The organism is Rickettsia finnyi, assembly GCF_049668125.1.
Taxonomy (GTDB): Bacteria; Pseudomonadota; Alphaproteobacteria; order Rickettsiales; family Rickettsiaceae; genus Rickettsia; species Rickettsia kotlanii.
In genome coordinates, this window is the sequence record NZ_CP187160.1 from 424,917 (window position 1) to 449,911 (window position 24,995).

Sequence of the window (24,995 nt, forward strand, 5' to 3'; positions counted from 1 at the left end):
AATATATATATAATGTACAAAATTAACATGTTTTAACTTTTATAAGAGAAACAAATGCCAAATATTGCTGAAAATATTTCAAAACTACCGGAAAAACAAGAAAAAGTTAATAAGCTTGTTGATCAATATAAAAATTTAACTCCGGAAGAACAAAAAATTGTTGATAGAAAACTTAAGTTACATTTTACAAAAGAAGAGCTAGAACAAGATGAGCTTAAATCAAGAATGAATAGGATACGTAGTAATTTGTCTAAGCAAGACCAAGAAAAACTACAAGCAGGTAATAATTCTATAGGTGAAATAGCAAAAGATGTATTATCGTTAGTTAAAGGAATAATAAATCTAGTTGAAAATGTTGCAGAGATAATTAAAAATCCTAAGAAAGCAATATATGAATGGATTAAAGGTGAGTTAAATCAAGTAAAACCTCAACAACAAAATTATCAGCAATGCCCATCAAAGCCAAAAGCTGCTGCAATATCAAGATAAAACTTTGGCAAGATAAATTTTTAGTTTTTATTTGTGAAAATTTGCAATTTTATGTATATAATATAGGGGGAGATCGTATAATAAAAATGCATAAATACAGAACTCATAATTGTAACGAATTACAAATATCCGATGTAGAAAAAGAAGTTAAGCTATCCGGTTGGGTACATAGAAGAAGAGATCACGGGAATCTAGTTTTTATAGATTTACGTGATCATTACGGTATAACTCAAATCGTGTTTACTGATCAAAACCCTCAGCTTATGGAGGATGCAAGTCGTTTGCGTTATGAGTCGGTAATTACGGTAAGGGGTATAGTTGTAGCAAGATCAGAGGACACGATTAATAATACGCTTCCGACAGGTCATGTTGAAGTGCTAGTTGTGGAATTTAGTGTTGAGTCAGCTGCGGACACTCTACCTTTTGTTATTAATACCGAAAAAGACGCTCCTGAAGAGTCTAGGCTTAAACATCGCTTTTTAGATCTTAGACGTGAGAAATTACATAATAATATAATACTCCGCTCACAAATTATTTCTCATATTCGTCATTTGATGACGGCAAGCGGTTTTACCGAATTTCAAACTCCGATTTTAACAGCAAGCTCACCTGAGGGGGCTAGGGATTTTTTAGTACCGAGTAGAATGCATCCGGGTAAGTTCTATGCATTACCGCAAGCACCTCAGCAATTCAAGCAGTTATTGATGGTGTCAGGCTTTGATCGTTATTTCCAAATTGCTCCTTGTTTTCGGGATGAAGATGCAAGAGCCGATAGATCACCTGGTGAGTTTTATCAGCTAGATGTAGAAATGTCGTTTGTTACACAGGAAGACGTATTTAGTACTATTGAGCCTGTGATGTATGATTTATTTACTAAATTCACGGATAAGAAAGTATCAGAGACTCCTTTCATTTGTATTCCATATAATGAATCTATGCTAAAATACGGCTCTGATAAGCCTGATTTGCGTAACCCTATTATAATTGCCGATGTAACTGAGATATTTAGAGATTCCGATTTTACAATCTTTAGAGAGAATATTAAAAAAGGTAGCATAGTTCGTGCAATTCCTGCACCTAAGGCAGCTGCACTGCCTCGTAGTTTTTTCGATAAAATGATAGAGTTTGCGATATCAGAAGGAGCAGGTGGACTTGGCTATATTCAGTTTAGTGAAACCGGTGAAGCAAAAGGACCGGTAGTAAAATTCTTAAGCTCGCAGCAATTAGAGAGTCTAAAAGCTACAGCTAGTATTAGTAATGGTGATGCTGTATTTTTCGCTAGCGATAAGAAAGAGAAAGCTGCTAAACTTGCTGGTAAGGTTAGAATAAGACTTGGTGAAGAGCTTGATTTACTTGAAAAAGATTGTTTTAAATTCTGCTGGATTACCGATTTTCCATTCTATGAGTTAAATGAAGAAACAGGAAAAATTGATTTTAGCCATAATCCGTTTTCTATGCCGCAGGGCGGAATAGATGCTTTAGAGCAAGCTAAAACCACTGAAGAGTTATTAGAACTTACCGCATACCAATATGATATTGTGTGTAATGGTATTGAACTGTCCAGCGGTGCTATTAGAAACCATAAGCCGGAAATTATGTATAAAGCATTTTCCATAGCAGGTTATAGTGAAGAGGAAGTTGATAAGAGATTTGGAGGGATGATTAGAGCATTTAAGTTTGGAGCTCCACCACATGGTGGAATAGCCCCCGGTATTGACCGAATCGTTATGTTGCTTGCGGGAGCAGCAAATATAAGGGAAATAATTGCGTTTCCTTTAAACCAGCAGGCTGAAGATTTACTAATGAACGCCCCAAGCTATGTAGAGGATAAAGCGCTAAAAGAGCTAAGCATTATGCTCTCACCGTCTGCTAGAAAAAATGCAGAAAAAGAATAAGAATTTATAGTTGTTGTATGTTATTATGTCATACCGCAACTTGGCCTATAGTATGTCATTTCGAGCTAAAAGCGGAGAGCCAGTAACTATTAATCTCATCCTGTGACTTGATCTCAGGATCTAGTCTTTTTAAAATTTTTTTCTAGATACTGTGGTCAAGCCACGGTATGACAGCGAAAAGTACTGGATTTTCGCTTTTAGCTACAGAAATGACATTAGGACTATGCAACGACTCTGTGACTCGTAATGACGTTTAAGGCATACACTCAACAATGCTTACCTTTGTTGATGTCTTTCCTTCCTAGCTTGTAATTTAGAGAATGCGATTCCTTTTACTGTTTCTACTCTTTTTGTTTGGAGTCCTGCTTGCTTCTGCTGTTGTAGTACATTACCAATTTTTATACTTTCTGCTATAAGTTTTTCTGTATTATGAATTTTATTTAAATTCTCAGGAGCAATTTGTTTCATAAAATAATTTGAGATACTAGGTAAACTTCTCTTTTCACAAAAATTTCCTACCTTGTAATATATAGTATCTTTAGAATTTAACTTGCAAGATTTAGCATTTGATAAGTTGGTCATGTTTTCGATATTATCCTGATATTTTAAATTTTTCTTTATACCCTCAATATCTTGCTCGGTAAGACAATTTTCTTTTTTCAAGCCTATAGAAATTTTAATTTGATAATTATTTTCATACGTCCACTCTTTAGCATATTTACCTTCAATTGTAATGTCATTATCTATTGTATAGAGTACCGGGTCTTTTACAGGTGAATTAGCGCAATCCTCTAACCAACCACCATTGTTAAATTCAGGTAAAACATTCCTTTATAGTGTTTGCTCAAATCATCAAAATTTTTAATATTAGTGGATAACGCAATATTTTTTGGATCAAACCCAGCTTTTTTTAATTCATCAATTTTTTGATCAACTATTGCTTCCATCTGTTTCTCATCAAATTGACTTATCAACTAAATGAGAAATTACCTGCTTTAATAGCAGCACTGTAGCCAACACCAGGATGTGCACATTGCAGCTGTTGATTGAATCATACTGCCAAAATTCTTATGAAATGCTAAAAAGAGCGACCATGATCAATTTTGGTTATTGTTTTACCATCCTGTACCATTAAATTACCAGCATGATAATCTACTTCCCCCAGCATATGACAAGCAGCTATGGCTTTTTCAAATTCTTCCAACTTTTTTAAATTTTGATCATTAGCTCTGACTCTAGTTTGACCTGATAAACCGGAAAATTCTGTTAGTGTTACAGCATTATCAAAAAATTTAGAACGTACATAAAGTGAATCAGGGTGTTTTTCATCCGCTGTTACCAGCCCTTCTTTTGGTGTGTGATCATGTAATAAAAATTGATACATGGTAGGGCCTATTAATTCTTGTACTCCGTCTCTTCCGGTCAGTAATAGTCTGTTTTGGTGCCTGATTATCTTGTATTTTTTGGCATGCAGCATGAGTTTTATAAAATAAAAGTATTACCGACGTTATCTTTAGCAACATAGCCGGCCGAGACGCCTGCTGCTTTTTTTCCTGTCCCCTCAAACTCAGCTTGCTGTGCCACCCTCTTATCACGTAGCAGAGCATCAATTTTGTAGGATCATTAGGATTTCTTATTTTTTTAAGTTTCCTGTAATCTGCGTTATATCGGCTATCATCTAATTCAGCCTGTCATTTAATTGCCTCTGCCATAACTAAATGCTGTAAAAGAGGTGCATCGATTATTTCCCTTAATCCCTTGTTTTTATCTCCTGGAAACAAGCTTTTTATTATTGTTGTAACTTTAGCTAAATTCTTAGTGTTTAAATCGGCTAGGGCCATAAGCTTATATAGGCTTTCAGCAGTAGGAGATTGATCATTAGAAAGGTCAATAACAGATTCGGCAATGCCTTCGCAGGTTCTCAATATTTTGGCATTCAATTCTATATCGTTAGTTTTCAGGGCTTTAAAAAGTTGCTCGTGTAATAACAATTTCTGTTGAGTTTTCTCTTTAAGACATAAAAATAACCTGATTAATATTAACTAATAGTGAAAAAGTGTTGTTACGTGGGTCCAAATCCTCATCATTGTGAGAAAACTACGCAACCATGCCACGTAGGAATGACATTGAATAAGTTTCCAAGTCGTGCAACAAGGCCCCCGCTTTTGCGGGGATATAACATCGAGATCTTTTTAAAAACTATTCAGTACTATAGATTTGATCATGATATAATAATGAAAAAACCGAAGCAATGAAATAAAATCATGACTTTGCAAGAATGATACCAATTAATCTCTTCTATTGCCTAAAAATCTCATTAAATATAGGAAAAGATTTATAAAATCTAAATATAAAGTAAAGGCTGCTATAATAGAAAGCTTTTGTCCTACTTCATCATTTCCTGCCATGTAATACATAGACTTAATCTTTTGAGTATCCCAAGCAATTAATCCCATAAATATTACTATTCCAATAAGAGAAGTAGCAAAAGAAAGAGCCGAACTTTTTAGAAACAAGTTGACTAATGAAGTAATGATAAGACCTATAAGACCCATTGCAAAAAATGAACCCATAGATGTTAAATCTCTACTTGTACTATAACCGTATAAACTCATTGCTCCAAAAACGGAAGAGCAAATAAAGAAAGTACGAGCTATTGATGCACCGGTATAAATAAGAGCTAAATATGCAAGCGACATACCGGTTAAACCGGCATAAACCCAAAATAATATTTGTGCCGTTTGCAGGTTCATTCGTCCGAAGCCCATAAAGAAATATAAAGCAATACCGAGCGGAGCAAACATTATAATAGTACCGAAGCCTGTTTGAAACATTAAATTATAAATAGGCTCAACTGATATAGTCGTTACGGCTGCTACACCGGTTAGTAAAAGTGCTAAAGCCATATAATTATATACTTTAAGCATGTATTTTCTTAAGCCTTCATCAAAAGTTTTATTTTTTGAGGCGGCAGTTAAAGTTTTTGTATAATCGATCATAAGTAACCTTAGGATTATGTTATTTACATAATAAAATATAGCCTCTTAAAGGTATTTTTTCAAGCTATATTAATTATATTTTATAAATATCTTGCATTGAATATAAAGCAGAAGGTTTATCTTGTAGCCAAATAGCGGCTTTAATTGCACCAATAGAAAAAGAATTTTTATTCAGAGCTTCATGTTTTAAGGTGATTATTTCATCGTCACCTAGGAAAGATATTTCATGTATACCGTGAACATTCCCACCACGAAGCGAGGAAATACCTATTTCTTTTTCGCTTCTTAGTCTATTACCACGATTAAATGTTATATTTAATCCTTTTTTGTTTGCAATTGTTTCAGCAAGCATAACAGCAGTTCCTGAGGGTGAATCTTTTTTATTACGGTGATGCGTTTCTAGAATTTCAACATCATAATCATCTAGTATTTTTGTTACTTCTTTAGCTAGATAGCTAAGCAAATTAGCTCCTATACTCATATTTGCAGAATATAAAACAGGTAAAGTTTGAGCTGCTTTTTCTAAAAGCTTAAAATGTTGAGGTTGGAGACCTGTGGTTCCGATTACTAATTTTGTATTATGTTTTAATGCATAATTAATTAATTTTTCTAATATTTCAGGGGTAGAAAAATCGATGATCACATCAGAATTTTTACAAAAATCATCTAAATCATCTAAATTATTAGTACTATTAAATTTTGCTGCAATTTTGCAATCTTTAAATTTATCTATTCTCTCTAGAATGGTTTCTCCCATTTTACCGGTAGAACCACTAAGACCGATATTTAACATATTGGCAATATATACTCCTAATAAATGAACAGTAAGTAGACGAAGTTTAATTTAGACAAGAGCAAGGCGTCTAAAGTCTTTGGATCGCAAGTGTATACTTAATATAGTTCAAACCGCAGATCTTATTAGACGATGCCAATTTTTCAAATTAAACTAGGTTCTGTGAATATTTCTAATTGATTGGCTATTTTGAGGTATTTTTAGCGAAAATTAATAAGATTTTTGCTGGAATAGTTACTTATATTTCAAAAAATCTTATAATTTGCAGCAAAAAATAACCAAAATTAAATCTTTGTATACGATTTATGAAAATATAATAGAGGCTTTAAATCATTTTTAATAGCGGTATTTATTACTTCACCGATAAATATAACATGATCACCGGCATCGTAAGAAGCATATTTATTACACTCTATATGATAAGTTGCACCGTTTATTAAAGGGCAATCAGTTTTATTGCCAAGCTCATAATCAATTTTTGTAAATTTATTAGATTGTGATTTAGCAAAATGTTTTGAGATATCAATTTGATTCTCTGCTAAAATACTAATTGCAAACTTATCACTTTTTTGAAAACTGTTTATACTAAAAGAGTTTTTATTAAGGCAAAATAATATTAACGGCGGTTTTAAAGATACGGAAGTAAGAGAACTAGCAGTAAAGCCAAAAAGTTTGTTATTGTAATTTGTTGTTATAATAGTCACTCCCTGAGGGAATCGGCTCATAGCATCTTTAAATTGACTTTCTGTTACTGTCCCAGCCATTTTTTCATAATTTTGTTAATAGTCCCGTCTTTTTTTAATGAATCGATTGCCTCATTAATTTCATTAATTAGTCCTGAGTTTTTAGACATGCCTATAGCAAAATCGGATGAAAATTCTTCTAAAGTACTGCTTTCTAAATTTAAATTATTTTCTTTTAATTTTTTGCCTTGAAATTCCTCAGAAATAATAGCATCTATGACTCTGGCTTTTAATTCTTCAACCAACATTAAATGATTTGCTAAAGAATGAACTTTAATATTTATCGTCTGTGATAGATCGTATGCTTTTTTTTCTAAAACACTACCGAGCTGTACCCCTACTATTTTATTTTCTAGATCTTTGCTATTTTGTATATTATCGCCTGTTCTATATATTATGGCAAATCTTGCAGTAGCATAATTATCGGAAAAGCTGATATATTCGGCACGCTCCGGTGTTACGGAAAGCTCCGCCACCGCAACATCAATATTTTCACTAACCAAAGCTGCAAGTAAACCGTTAAAGTCGAAGTTTTTTATGATAACTTTTTTATTTAGACGTTCGCTTATTGCTTTGATAATATCAATATCAATCCCAACAATCTCTCCGTTTTGGATAAATTCATAAGGAGGATTATCTGCGGCAGTACCGACTATTAAAGTTTTTTCCGTTTCTTTTTTTTCACAAGAAACTAGTAAGCAAGATAGCAAAAATATTTTCAGAAATTTCATAAAAATAATGTTTTAAGTTTGAGTATGTTCTGTGTCATCCTACGAGGCATTGCCATTGTTGTACGGATATCAAAGCGTCATTGCGAGGAAAATTACGTAGTAATTGACGAAGCAATCTCAGGATATTTGGCGCGATTATCACGTAGTCTACGGCTGCTTGCAATGACGATGAAACTGAACCATGCAACAAAGTCTATGGTTGCTCGCAATGACAGGAAAATCTATCCACGCGGGCAATACCTTCAAAGGAATAGCATCAAGAACTCAATTTCTCCTTTAAAAGCTGATTCACAAGTTTCGGATTAGCCTTACCGCCGGTTTGTTTCATTACCTGCCCTACAAAGAAACCGAATAATTTATCCTTACCACTTCTATAACCCTCTACTGATTCAAGATTTTCAGCTATTACCTCGTCAATTACCGTGTTTAGCATGTTATTATCCGAAACTTGTACAAGTCCTTTTTCTTCTATTATTTTATCAGGTGCTTTACCGGTTTCAAACATAATTGCAAAAACGGTTTTTGCAATTTTACCGGAAATAGTATCATTTTCTATTAATTTTATCAGTTTTGCAAAGTTACTAGGGGTAATTTTGCATGCATTTATTCCTATCGATGCTTTATTTAATTGGCCGAACAATTCACTAGTTAGCCAATTAGTAAGCATTGTAGGGTTACATTCATTTGCTGCTTTCTCAAAATACTCAGCAACCGATTCATCGGCTACTATTACTTCGGCATCATATTTACTTAAGCTAAATTCCTTCATATATTTTTCAATCTTTTGATCAGGTAGCTCAGGTAAATTTGCTTTTAGCTCATTTATTAACTCATCAGAAATAACAAGTGGTAATAAATCGGGATCAGGAAAATATCTATAATCAAGTGCTTCTTCTTTTAAACGCATAGTTCTTGTTTCGCCGCTATCGGTATTAAATAGACGTGTTTCTTGAATTATTGCTTCACCGCTTTCAAGTAAGTCTACTTGTCTTTTGGCTTCAAATTCTATTGCTTTAATGATATTACGAATTGAATTAATATTTTTAATTTCGCATCTTGTGCCGAGTGGTTCGCCGTTACGTCTTACTGAAATATTAGCATCGCAACGCATCGAGCCTTTTTCCATATCACCGTCACAGCTGCCAATATAACGTAACAAATTTCTTAGCTTTTTTACAAATTCAGCTGCTTCTTCCGGTGATGATATATCAGGTTCGGTCACAATTTCCATAAGCCCAATACCGGCACGATTCAAATCGATAAAGCTGTAATGTGGTGATTGATCATGCATAGATTTACCCGCATCTTGCTCTAAATGCAAACGGTTAATACGAATAGTTTTAAGATCGCCGGTACTAGTCGATATTTCCATAGTGCCGTTTTGTACTATAGGATAGTAAAATTGCGAAATTTGGTACCCTTGCGGCAGATCGGCATAAAAATAATTTTTACGATCAAATACTGAATATTTATTTATTTTAGCTTTAAGCCCAAGTCCTGTTTTAATTGCTTGGTGTACACAATGTTTATTTAATACCGGTAACATCCCGGGCATTGCTGCATCAACATAGGCAACCTGCGAATTTGGACTTGCTGCAAAAATAGTACTACTTCCTGAAAAAAGCTTAGATTTTGAGGAAATTTGAGCATGGATTTCAAGCCCTATTACATATTCCCATTTCCCCGTATTACCTTCAATATATACCATAATTAAAAACCCTTTGGCTCAAATTTAATATGTTTTACACCTGACTCAATTGTCGATGCTACTTTCAAAACATTATATTCGTCTAATTGTTTACCTATAATCTGTATCCCAAGAGGTAAACCGCGTGCCGATAATCCAGCAGGAACCGATGCACAAGGTAAACCGGCTAAACTTGCAGGAATAGTAAATAAGTCGTTTAAATACATAATAGTCGGATCATTTTGTTTTTCACCAATTTTAAAAGCTGCGGTCGGGGCAGTCGGTAATAAAATGGCATCAACTTTTGCAAAAGCATTATTAAAATCGTTTGCAACTAAACGACGTACTTTTTGAGCTTTTAGATAATATGTATCCATACCACTAGATGATAGCACATATGTTCCAATCATAATACGACGTTTTACTTCCTCCCCAAATCCGGCTGATCTAGTCATTTCATACATTTCGTCAAGCGTCATATTTTCACGTTCTACTCGAAGACCGTATCTAACGCCGTCATATCTAGATAAATTTGAAGAAGCTTCAGCCGGTGCTATTACGTAATAAACAGCAACACTGTATTTAGCATGCGGCAAAGTAATATCAACTATTTCAGCACCGGCGTTTTTAAGTAGTTCTATGGTATCCTGCCACATTTTCATAATATCAGGTTCAATAATACTACCCTCACTAAGGCTAAGAGGTACGCCTATCTTCATATTTTTCATAGAACTTCCGATAGCGGATTGTAGCTCTGGAACTTCTGCTTTAATCGAAGTAGAATCTTTTTCGTCAAACCCCATCATCGCTTCAAGCATAATGCTACTGTCTAAAACGCTTCTAGTAAATATTCCTGCTTGATCAAGGGAGCTAGCAAACGATATCATTCCGTATCTTGAGCAACGACCATATGTTGGTTTAAAACCGACTAAACCCGTAAAGCTTGCAGGTTGACGTACCGAGCCGCCTGTATCGCTACCAAGAGCAGCAGATGCCATAAATCCGCTAACTGCCGCGGCTGAACCGCCTGAAGAACCACCTGGAACTAAATCAGCATTATCATCATTTGCTTTCCAAGGGCTAATTACATTTCCAAAACAACTAGTGATATTTGCTGAACCCATAGCAAACTCATCCATATTGGTTTTGCCGAGCATCACACCGCCCTTATCAAGAATATTTTGTGTGATACTTGATTCATAATTAGGTATAAAATTTTTCAGTATATTAGAACATGCCGTAGTTCTAATTCCTTTCGTGCAGAAAAGATCTTTAGCGGCAAACGGGATACCCTCAAGGGGTCTTGCGTTATTTCGAGCATAATTTTGATCGGCTGCTTCAGCCTGTTTTAAAGCTAAGTCAAAAGTTTCGGTAACATAAGCATTTAGGTTTCTATGCTTCTCTATTTGTTTAATATGTGCACCTATTAATTCCGTACTTGTAAAATCTTTATTTTTTAGACCTTTTATACTGTCTGCTACTGTTAGTGTGTTTAGTTCTGTCATAATTATTCAACAACCTTTGGAGTAATAAAATATTTTACTTCTTTAGCCAGCTGAGCACTATTTCCACTTACATTATCAAATAACTCACTTGATAAATCAGAACTTGTAACGGCGTCCTCTCGCATTCTAGCATTCATATTAGAAACCGAACTTAAAGGCTCTATATCTTTGCAATCTATTTCATTTAAAATATCGATCATATCCATAATAGTACTAAGCTGAGTAGAAAATTTTTCTACAGTATCTTCTTCAAATTTTAATCTAGCTAATTTTGCTATTTTCTGTGCTTTTTCTTTTGTTATCATAGTTTTATTATTTTGAGTGGTATAATCTGATGTTATTTTCATGAAGGCTTGCCTATGTGTACGGTATTTCTGTCATCCTGCGACTTGTGAGCTAGATCCTGGATACAGCCTGTGATACAAGGTTCTATAGCCGATTTTATTGCATGACTCCTTTATTTTATTAAGGCAAAAAAGCTAATTAGTTATTTTTTTTAAATTATCTTATTATCAAAACCACCATTAACTTTCTTTTTTAATTTTTGATATATCTTTTAGTTTATAGCCATTAATATTACAGATTGTTTCAAGTACTTCTAATATATTGGCAATTTCTCCATATACTCATCTTGTAAACATTCCTCTACTGCTTCTAGTAGTTTATTTTTTAATAGTTCTTTATACTCATATGATTCAGCAATATGAGTTAACTGGTATCCTGCCTGATTTTAAGATAATTTCTGGAATTAAATCTCTGACTAATTTTGTCAGTATAGATTCAATTTATGTCATTCTCGCTTGGCATTGTTATTGTTGCCTGGATCGATTTTTCTGGATTGCCATGTCGCTTCGCTCCTCGCAAGGTATTGTTGCGTGGATCAATCCACCGCTGTCATCCCGCGACTTGATTGCGGGATCCAGTTAAAAATACTAACATTATTAGTATTTTTTATTGTTTTTATGGACCACGTGGTCAAGCCACGGGGTGACACAGTGGATTTTACCAGTCCACGCAACAAATCTAAAGCAGGAATGACATAGAAAATCAAACAGTCATTATTTCTTGTTCTTTTTGTTTTATTACCGAGTCAACTTTACTACTATAATCATCGGTTAGCTTTTGTACTTGTTCAGATAAGCTATGATGCTCATCTTTTGCGATAACGTTATTCTTTTCTAGCTTTTTAAGTTCTTCATTGCCGTCTCTTCTAATATTACGTAATGCAATTTTAGTATCTTCACCGTATTTATGAGCAAGCTTTACCAGTTCTTTACGTCTTTCTTCAGTTAAAGCCGGTATCGGCAGTCTGATTAATTGACCGTCCGTTGCAGGAGTTAAGCCAAGATTTGCTATCGTAATTCCTTTCTCTACCGATGATACCATAGATTTATCCCAAACCTGCACGTTAATTGTTCGTGCATCAGGGGTGGATAGAGAAGCAACTTGTGAGAGTGGCATTTTACTCCCGTAAGCTTCCACGGTTACGCTATCAAGTAAATTAACTGAGGCTCTACCGGTACGTAGCCCTTTAAGCTCATGATCTAAAACTTTTAGAGCTTTCTCCATCTTTTCTTGTAAGTTTTTCTTTAAATGCTCTTTCTCCATCTTTATTTATCCATATATTATTTTTTCTAGATTGCCACGCAGCCTACGGCTGCTTGCAATGACGATTTGGTCTCTACACAACAACACCTATGCGGGAATGACATAAAAATCATACAACCATTCACACTACAATATATTATTCCTCAATTGTCGTATATTCCCCTTCATCTTGTATTACTCTAGCAAAGTTGCCCTGTTCTTTTATCGAAAATACCCTTATAGGTAATTTATTTTCTCTTGCAACTGCAATAGCTGCCGTATCCATGACTTGCAGATTATTAGTTATAACATCTTTATAGCTAATAGTGAAATATTTTTTAGCATCCGGATTGTTTTTAGGGTCGGAATCATATACACCGTCAACCTGAGTTGCTTTTAATAAAATATCGCAATTCATTTCGATCGCACGAAGTACTGCGGCACTATCGGTTGTACAAAACGGGTTACCCGTACCGCCGGCAAAAATTACTACACGCTTTTTTTCCATATGTCTTTTAGCTTTGCGGCGAATATAAGGCTCGCACACACTCATCATAGGAATAGCCGATAGAACTCTTGTATAGATATTGAGGCTTTCCATAACGTTTTGTAAAGTTAAAGCATTAATCACCGTTGCAAGCATACCTATATAATCCGCTGAAGCTCGGTCCATACCGACAAGTGCTGCATTAATCCCGCGGTAAATATTTCCACCGCCGACTACAATAGCGACTTCTACTCCTAAATCGATAACTTCTTTAATATCGCTAGCAATCTTTTTTATTACGTTATATTCATGTCCAAATTGCTTATCTCCCATTAAAGCTTCCCCTGATACTTTCAGTAAAACTTTTTTATACTTTAGAGCGTTTATATCTGATATCATTTTCTGCTTCAAGTTGTTTTTAATATCTGCTTAATTTTTTTAATCATTATACCTCTTTGTAGGTCGGTAATCGATGATTTATTGAGTGCATGCACTAATAACATATTATTATTTATATCAAGTGTTACTGTACCTGGAGTTAGAGTAATCGAATTACCATACATTATTTCGCCTATTTCTTCTAGCCCTTCTGCGTCAACCCATTCAAAAACCGGCTCTATTCCTATCTTTCTTTGCCAAATTATTTTAATAACCGCGAAAGCCGATTTCCATATTTCTAATAATAACCAAGGAAAATATAATATAAATTTAATTTTAGTGAGTATTAACATTTTCGGTTAATTTGATTTTTGAAGTAAAAGGTATTAGTAGCATTATAAATACAAATAATAACCCTATCATATTAAATATATTATTTATTGCAATTACAAAAGCATCATGATTTAATTTGTTTGCTAATAACAAATATGATGCTTTTTCGGGATTCAAAACTTTTCTGCTTAATAATTCAGTATAAGAATCTAGTTGTTCTAATGCCATTATAGAAGTAGACGAGATATTTTCCGATAAATATTGCATAAAGGTTTTAGTATCATTAGTAAGTATAGTACTGATTATTGCAAGCCCTACCGCTCCTCCTAAATTACGAGTAAGATTATAAAGCCCGCTAGCGTTGCCTATTCTTTCTTTCGGCATATTGCCAAGAGCTATATTATTAGTCGGTATAAAACAAAACATTAATGAAAGCCCTCTAACAAATTGAGGAAGCACAAATGCAGCAAATTTAGAATCAGGCGTTAGAAAACTATTCAAATGACATCCAAGAGCAAACCCTCCAAGCCCTATAATAAGCATCAGGCGTAAATCTATCCCTAGCCTTAACATTCTAACGGCGAGTGGTGCAGATAAAAATTGTGCTCCGCCCGTCACCATCATAGTAGTCCCGATTTGTAATGTATCATATCCGGCAATAGTAAAGAGAAATAGCGGTAATATATATACTGCCCCGTATAATCCGATACCCATAACGAACGAATAAAGGCAACCAAAAGTAAAGTCTTTATAAAGAAATGTTTTTAAGTCTAAAATTGGATTAATAAAGGTTAGTTCTCTAATGATTAATAAAATAAAACCTAAAACTACTGCAATACTTAAGAATAATATTAAATTATCCTCAAGCCAACCTTTTTTGTTTCCTTCTTCTAACACATACTGTAATAAGCCGAGCGTTAAAGCCATTAATAATATACCGAGAAAATCAAAATTTTTCAGTAATTTATAATTTGGTTTATCAAAATCCCCATATAAAAAAACTACCGTGCATACGAAAATACCGGGTATGACGTTTAATAAAAACATAAAATGCCATGATAAAATCTCCGTAATATATCCACCGAGTGTAGGTCCTAAAGTAGGGGCAACAGTTACGACAAGTCCAATTAAGATAGTAACGATAGGACGTTGCGATGCAGGAAAAAGTATAAAAACGGTACTAAAGACCGTCGGTATCATAGCACCACCAAAAAAGCCTTGTAATGCTCTAAAGATAATCATGGATTCAATATTAGTTGCAAGCGAACATAATACGCTCATAACCGTAAACCCTAAAGCTGCAATAAAATAAGAAATTCTAGTAGCAAGTAACCTTGCTAAAAAGCCGGTAATAGGAATAATGATAACTTCAGCCATTAAGTACGATGTTTGCACCCAAGAAAGTTCATCGCTTGAAGCGGCAAGACCGGCAGCTATTAGGGATAATGAGCTAGCGACAATTTGAATATCAAGTACTGACATAAACATGCCGACAACCATACCAAAAAAAGCAAATAATTGCTTTTTAGAAAGAGCAGGCGGTTGTAAATTATCATTTGACATAATTAAATTATACAGTTTAAATTAAATAAAGTTAATAAGTGACATATATGTTTAAAATAAAAAATTATCGCACAACTTTTAATTAAACTATTTATTAGGATATAAGTAGACAAGACATAATGTATGGTAATCATTTTATTTATATTTAGCAAATAATAAGTATGTGATTGATTTATTAAAAATATTTACTATAATATTAATTAACTATAATTGATTTATCAATATGCAAAACCCAGCACAAAAAGTTATATCTTTTTCAGAGCATAAATCTGATATAGAACGCATAAAGAAATCAATAGAAGAGGGATGGGCGATAGTAAAGTTAGTACCTAATAACGACCGTTTTATCGGGCTTTTAGAAAAGATTTCGCATGCTGAAAATGAAACAATCTATATTCCTCCAAGAAAAAAGATAATAGTTAATTAACACGAATAGCGAATTATTATATAATCTGTTATTCGGCTTAAGAAGTTGAATATAAAAGGTGACAATTGGCTTTCGCTTTTTATATAAAGCTAAGTATATATTATTTTTTAGAAAAACTTATAATTCTTTACAAAATATAATGGAATTACCTAAAAAAGATAGTTTTGTCTTACACCGCTCTTAAAAAGATCTTATTGTCATTTCCGTGTAGCATTGGTGTTGTTGCATGGATTAATTTCACCTGTCATCCTAGTTCATTTGTAGCGAAATCCAGTTTAAAATACTCAGGTGACCTTGCGGTTAATAAAATGCATTACCGCAGTTGCTGCAATCTTACCTATATTATGGCTCAGGGAAGCACAAATGGCGTCATGTTCTCTTGTTACCGTCCTGCTCCTGCTCTAAAAGACTGTAAGCACTTAGCAATATCCCGTTATTAGAATTTAAAGCTGGAGTAACGCTCCCCGCTATTTTATTTTCTATCTTCTGCCCTAAACCAGATAGTGCGTTGTTATTTACAGCATTTACTGCAAGTTCCGTTACTTTCTCTATCGCTACCATCTTCGCCAGCTGTACTCCCGATGCTTTCGCTAGCTCTATGATGATCTTAAAAAAGTTTCCAACTTCAATCTTTCAAGCATTTTGATAGTTCAATACTCATAGGTCTTATTGGTAAGTAAAGGTTTATTTTCTGCTATAGCTTGCTAACGTTCTTTCGTGATTGCTTCTCAGCATCTGTAATCTTCATCTTGTCTTTTTATTAAATCAAATTGGGCAAGGTAGGTATTTAGCTTTTCTTGAGCCTTTGTCACTTCTCCATCTTTAGCGTGTAAAAATTCTATTAAACGCGGGACATCTTCTGGAAATAGTCTTGGATTACGCATTTGTATATATATTTACTATCAATAACCAACCTAAATTACGTCTATCCTCTTTAGAAGATTTAGGATAATTTATATATTTTTCATCATCCATAAAAACATAATCGCAATATTCTTCTAATATTGCTCCAGTATCATATAATTCGTCTAAATGAAAATGATATTGTTGATAATGTTTTAATATTACTTCTAAAAATTCACCTAAATTTTCTAAGGTTATATCTTCTACTGCAAATTCTACAGAATCAAAGAAATATAAATCTATATATTTTTGAAGTGTTTTTCTGATATATGCATCTTCTTCATTTATTTTTTCATACCATAATTTATCTGTCGTTGTTTATTTCATTTTGTTATTCCAATAATTTATACTGCTTCAAGGTTTCATTAAAGTTTTTATTACCTTATTTGCATGTTTGTGTTGTGATTAGGTTATTTTTTAAAATAGCGTCTCTCTCTATTTCTTTATATGTCCTTACATGAGCTACATTACCACCTGTATTATCAAATATTACAAACTGCTCATTTTTTATATCAACAGCAATCAGTCTTTCAGTATCATTACTGTTTTATAAGCATTTTTTAAAACCGCTTTAGGTTCTTTAGATGCTGGACTGTTTGACCACTTGGATTGATGGTGACAATAAATGATTAGTATTTTAAGTTATTTTTTTGGATATCGTGGTCAAACCACGGCATGACACGAATGCGTTTTTCTACATATTATTAGTATATCAGGTTCTACCATGCCTATCACAAATAGGGCTATAGTTTTATTTAGAAAATGGTGCCAATGTGGGGATTTGAACCCCAGACCTACGCATTACGAATGCGTCGCTCTACCAGTTGAGCTACATCGGCTGAAATATGATTATATTATGCTGAGATATGGATTCCTACGAGACATGTTTCGTCATTGCGAGCGACGACTGACAAGGAGCGTGGCAATCCAATAAAAAAATTTTAAAATGCTAAAGACTAGCAGCCTTAATTGGACCCCGTGGCCAAGCCCACGGGATGACAATGAAACATCTTTATAAATGCGTCGAAAATCTTAAATGGAAATGCTGCGTATCATCATATTTCTTCTTCTTAACCGCGAAACCCCAATCCATTCTGATCGGTGCAAAACGTGTTACCCAAATAAAGCCGAAACCAATGGAAGCTCTAAGAGATTTATCGTTATAAAAACCGTTTGGAGTTTGATATTGTTTCTTATTTAGGCCTACTCCCCAAACGCTTCCTAAATCCATAAAGACTGCACCGGTTAAATTAAATTCCTCAGGTATAGGTGTTGGGAAATTAAGTTCTGTTGAGAATGTGTAATATCGCTCACCGCCAAGTCCTTCGTTAGTGACCTTTTCACGAGGTCCTACACCACCGCTTGCAAAGCCTCTTAAACTATAATCACCTAAATTAAAGCGATCGGAAATTCTAATAATTTTTCCTCCAAGTCCTGCAATATCGCCTCCGGAAGCAGATAATTTTAAAGTAAGCTTGTTATGTATGAAAGATTTATAATATTTACCGTCAACTTCATGCTTTATATATTTGTTATCACCTCCAACGCCGGCAAATTCTTGTGTGCCACTTACTAAATAACCGTTCTTTGGAACAATTTTATTATCGGTTTGATCATAAGTAATAGTATGTCCTATAGCAGAAGTAATGAATCTTCCCATTTGCTCCTTTAAGAATATTGAGCTTGATGGAGTTGGAGCACTTAAAATATCACGTTTAATTAAATAATCTATTTCGTGACCTAAATCCTCTTTAATTTCATAACCAAGAGAAGTTTTGACTCCTATAGAGTGTAACTTATAGCTTTGATCAGTGGTATTTAATACACTAGCACCGCGTCCGGTATAGTTTCTAAATGTGTTTACGCCAAGTGATAAATCACGATCTAAAAAGTGCGGTGCGGTAATACCACCGTAATAGCTTGTAGTGTTTTTACTTACTTGTACACCGGCATTAAGCAGTTTCCCGGTACCGACTAAATTACGCTCTAAGCAAGAGAAACGTCCGAATAAACCGCCAGCAGTATTATGTCCTAAATCAAAACCTATAGAGGAAGTAGATTTTTCATCAACTTCAACGTTAACATCATATTTATCTTTAGCTTTAGTCGGAGCTAAGCTAATTGCTACTTTCTCAAAATAATCTAAATTTCTAAGATTACGCTCACCTTTTTCAATATATGAACGATTAATTATATCACCTTCTTCTATTTTAAATTCTCTTCTTATAACAGGGTCTTCGGTTTTAAGGTTATTAATAATATTAATTTTATTAATATAAACTTTATCGGCTTTTTCAATAATAAATTTAATATCTGCAGTATGATTAGCATTTTTCATTATATCCGGATAAACATTTACTGCAGGGTAGCCGTTCGCTGTAAAATATTCTCCGATTTTTTCAGCTATATCGTCAACCTTTTTCATATTGAAAACCTTGCCTTGCTTAATATTAACAATTTTATTAAGCGGTGTTATATCTATATTAGTTAATTTATTGTCTATTGTAATATTACCGAAGCTATATTTTTCTCCCTCTTCAATGCAATAGGTAAGGGTGAAATATTCTTTAGTATTATTGAGTTCTGCCGATGCCGAAATTACTCTAAAATCTGCAAAACCTACAGATTGATAAAACTCTCTCAGTAATTCTTTATCATACTCCATTCTATCAGGATCGTAAGTATCGTTACTTTCTAAAAAACGAAACCAACGAGATTCTTTAGTGAAAACAATAGATTTAAGTTCTGAATCACTATAATTTTCATTACCGCTAAAATAAATATATTTAATACCGGTTTTTGGTCCTTCTGCTATATCAAAAATAACCTTAACTCTGTTGTTTTCTAAATTTTCGATTTTAGGTGTTACCGTAGTAGCAAAACGTCCGCTACGTTTATAAATTTCTAATATTTTCTTTACATCTAATTCAATTTTAGCTTGGCTAAGAGATTCGCCCGACATTGTGTAAATTTCTTTAGCGAGCATATTAGTTTTGATTTTAGAATTACCGCTAAATACTACACTACTTATAAAAGGCGTTTCAGTAACGTTAACTATTAAATTACCATCATTTGTTATATGCATATTTATATTTCTAAAAAGTGAGGTGGCATATAAACGTTTTATTGCCTCATCTTCTTTAGAATTATTATAGGTTTCTCCTACCTTAAGCTTTAAATAGCTCTCAATAGTAGAACGCTCAACCCTATGGTTACCTTCGATAGTTATTTTACGAATTACAAAGTCAGCTAATGAAATATGATAATAAAAAATCGTTAATAATAAAATTGTTAACTTACTAATTGATCTGATTGTCACCTAAAACCTGCTTTAAGATTTAATTTAAATTTCTGTGTTTAAACCCGATGTCATCCTGTGGCTTGACCACGGTAAAAATAATAAATTAGATACCGAGTTCAAGTCGCGGTATGACAAAGAACTGGATTCCCGCTTTTAGCTAAGAATAATATAAAGTTCTCCTAACTAATTAATGCATTTAAACATAATTAATGTACTCCACTATAGTAGATAATATAAACGAGAGCAAGCAAATCTATAATTTAGGAAAACAAATTTTGTATATCGTTGGAAACAGCAATTATAATAAGAAAAATTATGATTATTGCTCCTAATTGTAACAAAATATTTTTAGTCTTAGGATTCGGTAATTTACCTGTAATTGCTTCATATAATATAAATACTAAATGTCCGCCGTCAAGTACTGGTATAGGTAGTAAGTTAAGTAACCCTAAATTAACGGAAAGCATTGCTATAAATAACAGATACATTTGGGGCCCACCAGTTATAGATTTGCCTGACTCCTTAGCAATAGCTATTGGGCCTCCTATCTCATCGAATGAACGTTTTCCTACAATCATTTGCGATATTGCGTTTAGAGTTAAAGCAGACAGATCTATAGTAGTATTAATAGCGTCCCAGAATCCTCCTAAAATTCCTATTTTAGTATGAATAGGTTCATTTTTAGCTATAATACCGATGCGAAGAGTTTTCTTAACTTGCTTTTCTTCGGAAGGTGATATAATTATTTCTTGAGGCATTATATTAACGATAAATTCCTCACTTTTTCTTTCTATAGTTAAAGTAGAAGAGCTAAAACCGTTAATTAATATCTCTCTCTGCACGTCCCCGAAATCTTTAACAGATTTATTGTTAACCTTAACAATTTTATCTCCTACTCTTAAGTCTGCTCTCTCTGCCGGTGATGAAGCTACTACATCACCTATTATAGGAGGAATCTCTGTTTTTCCAAAGTAACAATAAAAACCTGCAAATATTATTATGGCAAGTAAATAATTAATTAACGGACCTGCTGCAACTATTAAAAAACGTTCTAAACAAGATTTAGCATTAAAAGCTACTTTTTCGTTAACTTCTTTAGTCTTATCCATAAGGCTGTGATCATAGCCGTAAATCTTGACATAACCGCCAAACGGTATAAGACAAATCTTCCACCTAACTCCTTTTTTATCGGTAATGCCTATTAGTGCTTTACCGAAACCTATCGAGAATTCCTCAACTTTTACATTAAAATATCTAGCAATACAATAATGCCCAAATTCATGGATAAATACCAAGATACTAATTGTTATAATAAATCCTATTATAGAGAGCATAAAAATTTTATAAGTTTACTAATAAATTATTTTAAGGTATATCTTGCAAGGTTATAGATATCATTCCGTTGTTGTGAGTGGACGTTGCTCCTTGGTTCCCGATGTCATTCCCGCGAAAGCGGGAATCCACAGAAAAAAAATGAAGTAATCCAAATGTATTAGTTTTAAAAACTAATAGTATTTATGTTTTTTAATTACTGGATTCCTACTTTCGCGGGAATGACATCACGCCATATCACACTCGCAATGACTAAAATTAAATTTTAAATTTCTTTTCTCTATGAGTTCAAATACAATTAATAAAAAGTCGATTGCACGTATTGCAGCAGTGCAAGCTATTTATCAAAACATATTGCAAAATAATGACGATATGGATGATATCATGCAAAATGTACTTTCTTTTTATCAAAATAATAATTCTATAACAGATTTACCTGAGAATTTAAAAATATCATTAAGTATAAGTCATTTTAAAATGCTGGTAAAGTCAGTATTTGAAAATTTTAATAAACTAGACGAAATTATCGACAATCATTTAACAAATGATAAAGATCCTGCACATATGCCGATCTTACTCCGAGCTTTATTGCGTGTTAGTATATGTGAGCTATTATTTTGTCCTACTACGCCTGCTAAAGTAGTAATCAACGAATATACGGACATAGCAAATGATATGTTAAATGAGCATGAAATTGGTTTTGTTAATTCTGTATTAGATAAAATAGCAAAAGAGCATACTCGTTTAATTTGAAAAATTGGCTACAAGTACTGTAGTACTCAAGTATTATTAACGGCTTTTGTTCCTTGTCTTGTGGATTCCTTGCTCTTTTTCAGATTAAACTTCGTCTACTTATTCTTCATTTATTTATAAGTATAAAAGATTTTATGACAAATAATTTAAGCGGTTATAGAAATAAATTCGTTAGAGTTAAGACTTCTAAAAAACGCACCGTCTCTTCTAGTAATTGGCTTAGACGCCAATTCAACGATCCGTATGTTGCAAAAGCACGTATAGACGGCTTTAGGTCGAGAGCTGCATATAAACTACTTGAAATTCATGACAAATTTAAACTTTTTACTCCTAACATGAAAATTGTTGATCTAGGAGCAGCTCCTGGGGGATGGAGTCAAGTAGCTTCCAAGCTTATTAAAGCTTCGGATAATAACCTAAATAATAAAATAATCTCTATCGATGTGTTAGAAATCGAACCTGTTGCTGGAGTTGAATTTTTGCAAAAGGACTTTTTTGAAACAGATACGGAAGAATTAATTATTCAGGCTTTAGACGGTAGAGCTGATATAGTAATGAGTGATATGGCATCAAATACCATAGGCCATAAAGCTACAGACCATATAAGAACCTTACTTTTATGTGAGCAAGCTTTTGCATTTGCTTTAAAAGTACTAAAACCCTCTGGTCATTTTATTGCTAAAATTTTTCGTGGCGGTGCAGAAAATGAATTATTAAATAAAGTAAAGCGTGAATTTAAAACAGTGAAACATTTTAAACCTTTATCCAGCCGTAGTGAATCTACGGAAATCTATTTAGTCGCTCTAAATAAGAAATAATGAATATGAAAGGCGAAAGGTGATTTCTGCCTATAAATTTATTATATATGTTATTTTTTTATTTAACATGTTAGAGGATATAGATGATAGTTACTTATATCTCCTATTGTTTTGACTTCCTGAGCATATTCTTGACTGTAGCTTTGAAAATTATTATACATCCCAACTAAATTAGCTCCGGTTTCAGTTCCAACTATTTGATTATATAAATTATTTTTTAAATTTAGAGTATTTTTAGCATATTTTTGTGTTGCTGCTTCCCAATCATCTACGGTTAAAGTAATATTCTGTTTCAAATCAGAAAAATTAACGAGTCCATGTTTACTAATTCCGGATATGATTTCTTCAAAGCCTTCGACTATTCCATTAATTCCTAGATATTTTGTAACTTTTTGTTTGGCAAAATTATATAAATATGATACCCATTCTTCTGATTGTGATAGTGCTGTTTTTTTACCAGGAAGTACCATTGTTGTTTTTCCAAAGTGCTTATTAGTAATATTAATAAGATTATGTTTTGCATTATATATCTTAGAATGGGTAGCTAGCTCTTCTATTGGCGTTGTTACTTTTCCGGTAAATAAATTTTTTTTAATGCCTCTTTCAATTATCGGTTTTGAGCCAGGGCTATCAAAAGTTGTAGATTTATTAAAATGTAGGTTGCGAGAATGTATTTCTACTAAGGTTAAATCTGCAATTATTGCTCCAAGTGAATGACCGCTAGTATTAAAACTATATTCTGTAGCTTTACTTAAGCCGCCTAATTTGTTAATTATTTCATTAACAAAATCCTGAAGTGGAGTTAGTTTAGTAGGTAAATAGTGCAGAGCGATAAGCAAGTCGTCTAATAAATCATATATATTGAATTTTGTGCCGGCACTAGCAATATGAACTTCTTTAGTTTCTTTATTTATAAATGCGACGGCTTTATAATCATATTTAGCAGTGCTGATATTATCACATGAAGCAGTCAGTATTTCCCAGCCGCTATCTGTTAATTGTTCATTGACCTGTGATGCTTTTAGCTTATAAATATTTAAATCATCTGTTTTATATGCGAGGTCTAACCCTATATAAGCAAGCTTTTTGGTGCTAATATGTTTAGTATTTTTATACGTAGGCATATCTACCTCTTTTTGATTAATTTTACCATAAAATATGGTTTTTCTAAAAAAATGTCAAGTCAAATATTAATGCTTATTAATCTATTATTAAAATAAAGATTGACATTTGATTACTTTTATTATATAGTGCACTTACATTAATATTTAACAACCATAAAATATGGTACTTAAAAAAGGAGATAGACTATGTTTACATCATTAATACATAACTTATTCAGAAGTAATAAACCGATTACTTACTTATCTTTAATAGCAAAAGCAAAAGCAGATTATAGTTTTTATGCAAAATTAGCATCAGGAAGCTTTCTTGCAGGAATAAGTAGTTTTTTTTCATCTAGTAGTTGGTTAAGCAAAATACCTTTAATAACAGGGGCTGTTTTTGGTACTAGTTATGGGGCCAAAGGCATTATGGATAGTAATGAACAAATAAAGCTTTTTACTAAAGCTCATGAAGCAACTAAAGTTGAAGAGTATTTGGCTACTTCGCGGTTAGGAAGTTTTGTATACGGTACTGCTATAGATAAAAACGGTATAGATAAATTTACTGGTAAATATATTGAAGGAATAAGCGGTAAGATAATATCTAATGCAATAACTCGCGTACCAACCTTAAGTTTAACAGAAGACGGCGTTAGTTACAAACATAATGGTGGCTATGAAATAGTAGAATCAACAGATCGTGCGTTATATCAGGAAATACCTGGCGTGAAAGGACAATATACAAATAAATTAGTTCTAGATACTAGTATTCTTCCTTTACATGCTTGTATTATTCAGCAGCTAATACAAAATGGCTATTCAAGTGAAGATATTGAAAAAGCTTTAAGTTTAGGAACTGTTGCACAGAGAGAAAGTTACAAAGATAAGCAATTAGCAGAATACAAGCCAAATTTGACAAGTAAGTTATGGCATGGTACAGAAAAAGCTATGCAAAATAAAGCAGTAGAACTTTCAAAAGAAATACAGAAATATGCTGAAATAAATGAAGCTTATAAAGTATTATTTAATTATCATACTTCCAGTACTAGTGAAGAACAAGAAGAGCAGTTTTATAGCTTTAATTATAATCATCTTAATGATGATCAAACTCAAATCTTAGGAGATGAGGGAGATGAAGGATATATATCTGATATTGCCTAGTAACTAA

At 33.2% G+C, this 24,995-nt stretch carries 21 protein-coding genes, 1 tRNA gene and 2 pseudogenes; 6 read left to right on the forward strand and 18 right to left on the reverse strand.

Features of this window, described 5'->3' with window-relative positions:
- Positions 1–54 precede the first annotated feature (54 nt).
- Together ACPKKV_RS02370 and aspS are read left to right on the forward strand one after the other, a co-directional pair.
- Positions 55–489 carry a DUF3106 domain-containing protein gene (locus tag ACPKKV_RS02370; RefSeq protein ID WP_392506013.1) on the forward strand — a complete coding sequence of 145 codons (435 nt, stop codon included), beginning with the start codon at positions 55–57 and terminating at the stop codon, positions 487–489.
- A gap of 86 nt (positions 490–575) precedes the next feature.
- Positions 576–2,384, forward strand: a complete 1,809-nt coding sequence (gene aspS, locus ACPKKV_RS02375) for an aspartate--tRNA ligase (protein ID WP_392506014.1) — start codon at positions 576–578, stop codon at positions 2,382–2,384.
- A 276-nt stretch (positions 2,385–2,660) separates the two neighbouring features.
- Here aspS and ACPKKV_RS02380 read toward each other — a convergent pair.
- From ACPKKV_RS02380 to ACPKKV_RS02435, 12 genes and pseudogenes are all read right to left on the reverse strand, one after another.
- Positions 2,661–4,417 (reverse strand): annotated as a pseudogene (locus tag ACPKKV_RS02380) (T4SS effector phosphatidylinositol 3-Kinase RisK1).
- A 255-nt stretch (positions 4,418–4,672) separates the two neighbouring features.
- Positions 4,673–5,383, reverse strand: coding sequence for a Bax inhibitor-1/YccA family protein (locus tag ACPKKV_RS02385; RefSeq protein ID WP_392506015.1), 711 nt, complete (start codon positions 5,381–5,383; stop codon positions 4,673–4,675).
- Positions 5,384–5,456: 73 nt separating this feature from the next.
- On the reverse strand, positions 5,457–6,176 hold the full coding sequence (dapB, locus tag ACPKKV_RS02390; protein WP_392506016.1) for a 4-hydroxy-tetrahydrodipicolinate reductase: 720 nt from the start codon (positions 6,174–6,176) through the stop codon (positions 5,457–5,459).
- Between the two features lie 284 nt (positions 6,177–6,460).
- Positions 6,461–6,940: a flavin reductase family protein gene (locus tag ACPKKV_RS02395; RefSeq protein WP_392506017.1), complete on the reverse strand. Its 480-nt coding sequence runs from the start codon at positions 6,938–6,940 to the stop codon at positions 6,461–6,463.
- On the reverse strand, positions 6,925–7,650 hold the full coding sequence (locus ACPKKV_RS02400) for an ABC transporter substrate-binding protein (protein WP_392506018.1): 726 nt from the start codon (positions 7,648–7,650) through the stop codon (positions 6,925–6,927). Before ACPKKV_RS02400 ends, ACPKKV_RS02395 begins: the two co-directional genes overlap by 16 nt.
- A 256-nt stretch (positions 7,651–7,906) precedes the next feature.
- On the reverse strand, positions 7,907–9,358 hold the full coding sequence (gene gatB, locus ACPKKV_RS02405) for an Asp-tRNA(Asn)/Glu-tRNA(Gln) amidotransferase subunit GatB (protein ID WP_392506019.1): 1,452 nt from the start codon (positions 9,356–9,358) through the stop codon (positions 7,907–7,909).
- Positions 9,359–9,360: 2 nt separating this feature from the next.
- Positions 9,361–10,842 (reverse strand): Asp-tRNA(Asn)/Glu-tRNA(Gln) amidotransferase subunit GatA, encoded by a 1,482-nt coding sequence (gatA, locus tag ACPKKV_RS02410; RefSeq protein ID WP_392506020.1) that lies wholly within the window; start codon positions 10,840–10,842, stop codon positions 9,361–9,363.
- Positions 10,843–10,844: 2 nt separating this feature from the next.
- Positions 10,845–11,147, reverse strand: a complete 303-nt coding sequence (gene gatC / locus ACPKKV_RS02415; RefSeq protein WP_392506923.1) for an Asp-tRNA(Asn)/Glu-tRNA(Gln) amidotransferase subunit GatC — start codon at positions 11,145–11,147, stop codon at positions 10,845–10,847.
- A 742-nt stretch (positions 11,148–11,889) separates the two neighbouring features.
- The gene (gene frr, locus ACPKKV_RS02420) at positions 11,890–12,450 is read right to left on the reverse strand and encodes a ribosome recycling factor (RefSeq protein WP_392506021.1); all 561 of its coding nucleotides are present in this window, start codon (positions 12,448–12,450) and stop codon (positions 11,890–11,892) included.
- A gap of 136 nt (positions 12,451–12,586) precedes the next feature.
- Complete coding sequence (pyrH, locus tag ACPKKV_RS02425; RefSeq protein ID WP_392506022.1) at positions 12,587–13,315, reverse strand: UMP kinase; 729 nt, start codon at positions 13,313–13,315, stop codon at positions 12,587–12,589.
- Positions 13,316–13,323: 8 nt separating this feature from the next.
- Positions 13,324–13,647 (reverse strand): monovalent cation/H+ antiporter subunit E, encoded by a 324-nt coding sequence (locus tag ACPKKV_RS02430; RefSeq protein WP_392506023.1) that lies wholly within the window; start codon positions 13,645–13,647, stop codon positions 13,324–13,326.
- Entirely contained in the window at positions 13,631–15,190 is a 1,560-nt protein-coding gene (locus tag ACPKKV_RS02435) for a DHA2 family efflux MFS transporter permease subunit (RefSeq protein WP_392506024.1), read from the reverse strand. Before ACPKKV_RS02435 ends, ACPKKV_RS02430 begins: the two co-directional genes overlap by 17 nt.
- 223 nt (positions 15,191–15,413) lie before the next feature.
- On the opposite strand from ACPKKV_RS02435, the gene ACPKKV_RS02440 reads away from it, so the two are divergent.
- Entirely contained in the window at positions 15,414–15,617 is a 204-nt protein-coding gene (locus ACPKKV_RS02440) for a DUF2674 domain-containing protein (protein ID WP_392506025.1), read from the forward strand.
- A gap of 369 nt (positions 15,618–15,986) precedes the next feature.
- Here the strand turns inward: ACPKKV_RS02440 and ACPKKV_RS02445 are convergent, their stop codons facing one another.
- From ACPKKV_RS02445 to rseP, 5 genes and pseudogenes are all read right to left on the reverse strand, one after another.
- The gene (locus tag ACPKKV_RS02445; RefSeq protein ID WP_392506026.1) at positions 15,987–16,178 is read right to left on the reverse strand and encodes a hypothetical protein; all 192 of its coding nucleotides are present in this window, start codon (positions 16,176–16,178) and stop codon (positions 15,987–15,989) included.
- Positions 16,179–16,242: 64 nt separating this feature from the next.
- A pseudogene (locus tag ACPKKV_RS02450) lies at positions 16,243–16,808 on the reverse strand (hypothetical protein).
- Positions 16,809–17,283: 475 nt separating this feature from the next.
- Positions 17,284–17,359: transfer RNA gene (locus tag ACPKKV_RS02455), tRNA-Thr, on the reverse strand.
- A gap of 173 nt (positions 17,360–17,532) precedes the next feature.
- The gene (gene bamA, locus ACPKKV_RS02460; protein WP_392506027.1) at positions 17,533–19,839 is read right to left on the reverse strand and encodes an outer membrane protein assembly factor BamA; all 2,307 of its coding nucleotides are present in this window, start codon (positions 19,837–19,839) and stop codon (positions 17,533–17,535) included.
- 242 nt (positions 19,840–20,081) lie between these two features.
- On the reverse strand, positions 20,082–21,155 hold the full coding sequence (rseP, locus tag ACPKKV_RS02465) for an RIP metalloprotease RseP (protein WP_392506028.1): 1,074 nt from the start codon (positions 21,153–21,155) through the stop codon (positions 20,082–20,084).
- Positions 21,156–21,435: 280 nt separating this feature from the next.
- Here rseP and nusB point away from each other — a divergent pair, with 280 nt between their 5' ends.
- A complete protein-coding gene (gene nusB, locus ACPKKV_RS02470) occupies positions 21,436–21,906 on the forward strand; it encodes a transcription antitermination factor NusB (RefSeq protein ID WP_392506029.1) in 471 nt (156 codons plus the stop codon).
- Between the two features lie 134 nt (positions 21,907–22,040).
- Positions 22,041–22,724, forward strand: coding sequence for an RlmE family RNA methyltransferase (locus tag ACPKKV_RS02475; protein ID WP_392506030.1), 684 nt, complete (start codon positions 22,041–22,043; stop codon positions 22,722–22,724).
- A gap of 62 nt (positions 22,725–22,786) precedes the next feature.
- On the opposite strand, the gene ACPKKV_RS02480 is transcribed toward ACPKKV_RS02475, so the two are convergent.
- Positions 22,787–23,848 carry a secreted effector lipase Rlip gene (locus tag ACPKKV_RS02480; RefSeq protein WP_392506031.1) on the reverse strand — a complete coding sequence of 354 codons (1,062 nt, stop codon included), beginning with the start codon at positions 23,846–23,848 and terminating at the stop codon, positions 22,787–22,789.
- Between the two features lie 186 nt (positions 23,849–24,034).
- On the opposite strand from ACPKKV_RS02480, the gene ACPKKV_RS02485 reads away from it, so the two are divergent.
- Positions 24,035–24,988: a hypothetical protein gene (locus ACPKKV_RS02485; protein ID WP_392506032.1), complete on the forward strand. Its 954-nt coding sequence runs from the start codon at positions 24,035–24,037 to the stop codon at positions 24,986–24,988.
- The last annotated feature ends 7 nt before the right edge of the window (positions 24,989–24,995 follow it).

Bases quoted from the DNA above. Each gene is read 5' to 3' on its own strand.
- ACPKKV_RS02370 (WP_392506013.1), top strand. From the start codon at position 55: ATGCCAAATATTGCTGAAAATATTTCAAAACTACCGGAAAAACAAGAA.
- aspS (WP_392506014.1), top strand. From the start codon at position 576: ATGCATAAATACAGAACTCATAATTGTAACGAATTACAAATATCCGAT.
- ACPKKV_RS02385 (WP_392506015.1), bottom strand. From the start codon at position 5,383: ATGATCGATTATACAAAAACTTTAACTGCCGCCTCAAAAAATAAAACT.
- dapB (WP_392506016.1), bottom strand. From the start codon at position 6,176: ATGTTAAATATCGGTCTTAGTGGTTCTACCGGTAAAATGGGAGAAACC.
- ACPKKV_RS02395 (WP_392506017.1), bottom strand. From the start codon at position 6,940: ATGGCTGGGACAGTAACAGAAAGTCAATTTAAAGATGCTATGAGCCGA.
- ACPKKV_RS02400 (WP_392506018.1), bottom strand. From the start codon at position 7,650: ATGAAATTTCTGAAAATATTTTTGCTATCTTGCTTACTAGTTTCTTGT.
- gatB (WP_392506019.1), bottom strand. From the start codon at position 9,358: ATGGTATATATTGAAGGTAATACGGGGAAATGGGAATATGTAATAGGG.
- gatA (WP_392506020.1), bottom strand. From the start codon at position 10,842: ATGACAGAACTAAACACACTAACAGTAGCAGACAGTATAAAAGGTCTA.
- gatC (WP_392506923.1), bottom strand. From the start codon at position 11,147: ATGATAACAAAAGAAAAAGCACAGAAAATAGCAAAATTAGCTAGATTA.
- frr (WP_392506021.1), bottom strand. From the start codon at position 12,450: ATGGAGAAAGAGCATTTAAAGAAAAACTTACAAGAAAAGATGGAGAAA.
- pyrH (WP_392506022.1), bottom strand. From the start codon at position 13,315: ATGATATCAGATATAAACGCTCTAAAGTATAAAAAAGTTTTACTGAAA.
- ACPKKV_RS02430 (WP_392506023.1), bottom strand. From the start codon at position 13,647: ATGTTAATACTCACTAAAATTAAATTTATATTATATTTTCCTTGGTTA.
- ACPKKV_RS02435 (WP_392506024.1), bottom strand. From the start codon at position 15,190: ATGTCAAATGATAATTTACAACCGCCTGCTCTTTCTAAAAAGCAATTA.
- ACPKKV_RS02440 (WP_392506025.1), top strand. From the start codon at position 15,414: ATGCAAAACCCAGCACAAAAAGTTATATCTTTTTCAGAGCATAAATCT.
- ACPKKV_RS02445 (WP_392506026.1), bottom strand. From the start codon at position 16,178: ATGGTAGCGATAGAGAAAGTAACGGAACTTGCAGTAAATGCTGTAAAT.
- rseP (WP_392506028.1), bottom strand. From the start codon at position 21,155: ATGCTCTCTATAATAGGATTTATTATAACAATTAGTATCTTGGTATTT.
- nusB (WP_392506029.1), top strand. From the start codon at position 21,436: ATGAGTTCAAATACAATTAATAAAAAGTCGATTGCACGTATTGCAGCA.
- ACPKKV_RS02475 (WP_392506030.1), top strand. From the start codon at position 22,041: ATGACAAATAATTTAAGCGGTTATAGAAATAAATTCGTTAGAGTTAAG.
- ACPKKV_RS02480 (WP_392506031.1), bottom strand. From the start codon at position 23,848: ATGCCTACGTATAAAAATACTAAACATATTAGCACCAAAAAGCTTGCT.
- ACPKKV_RS02485 (WP_392506032.1), top strand. From the start codon at position 24,035: ATGTTTACATCATTAATACATAACTTATTCAGAAGTAATAAACCGATT.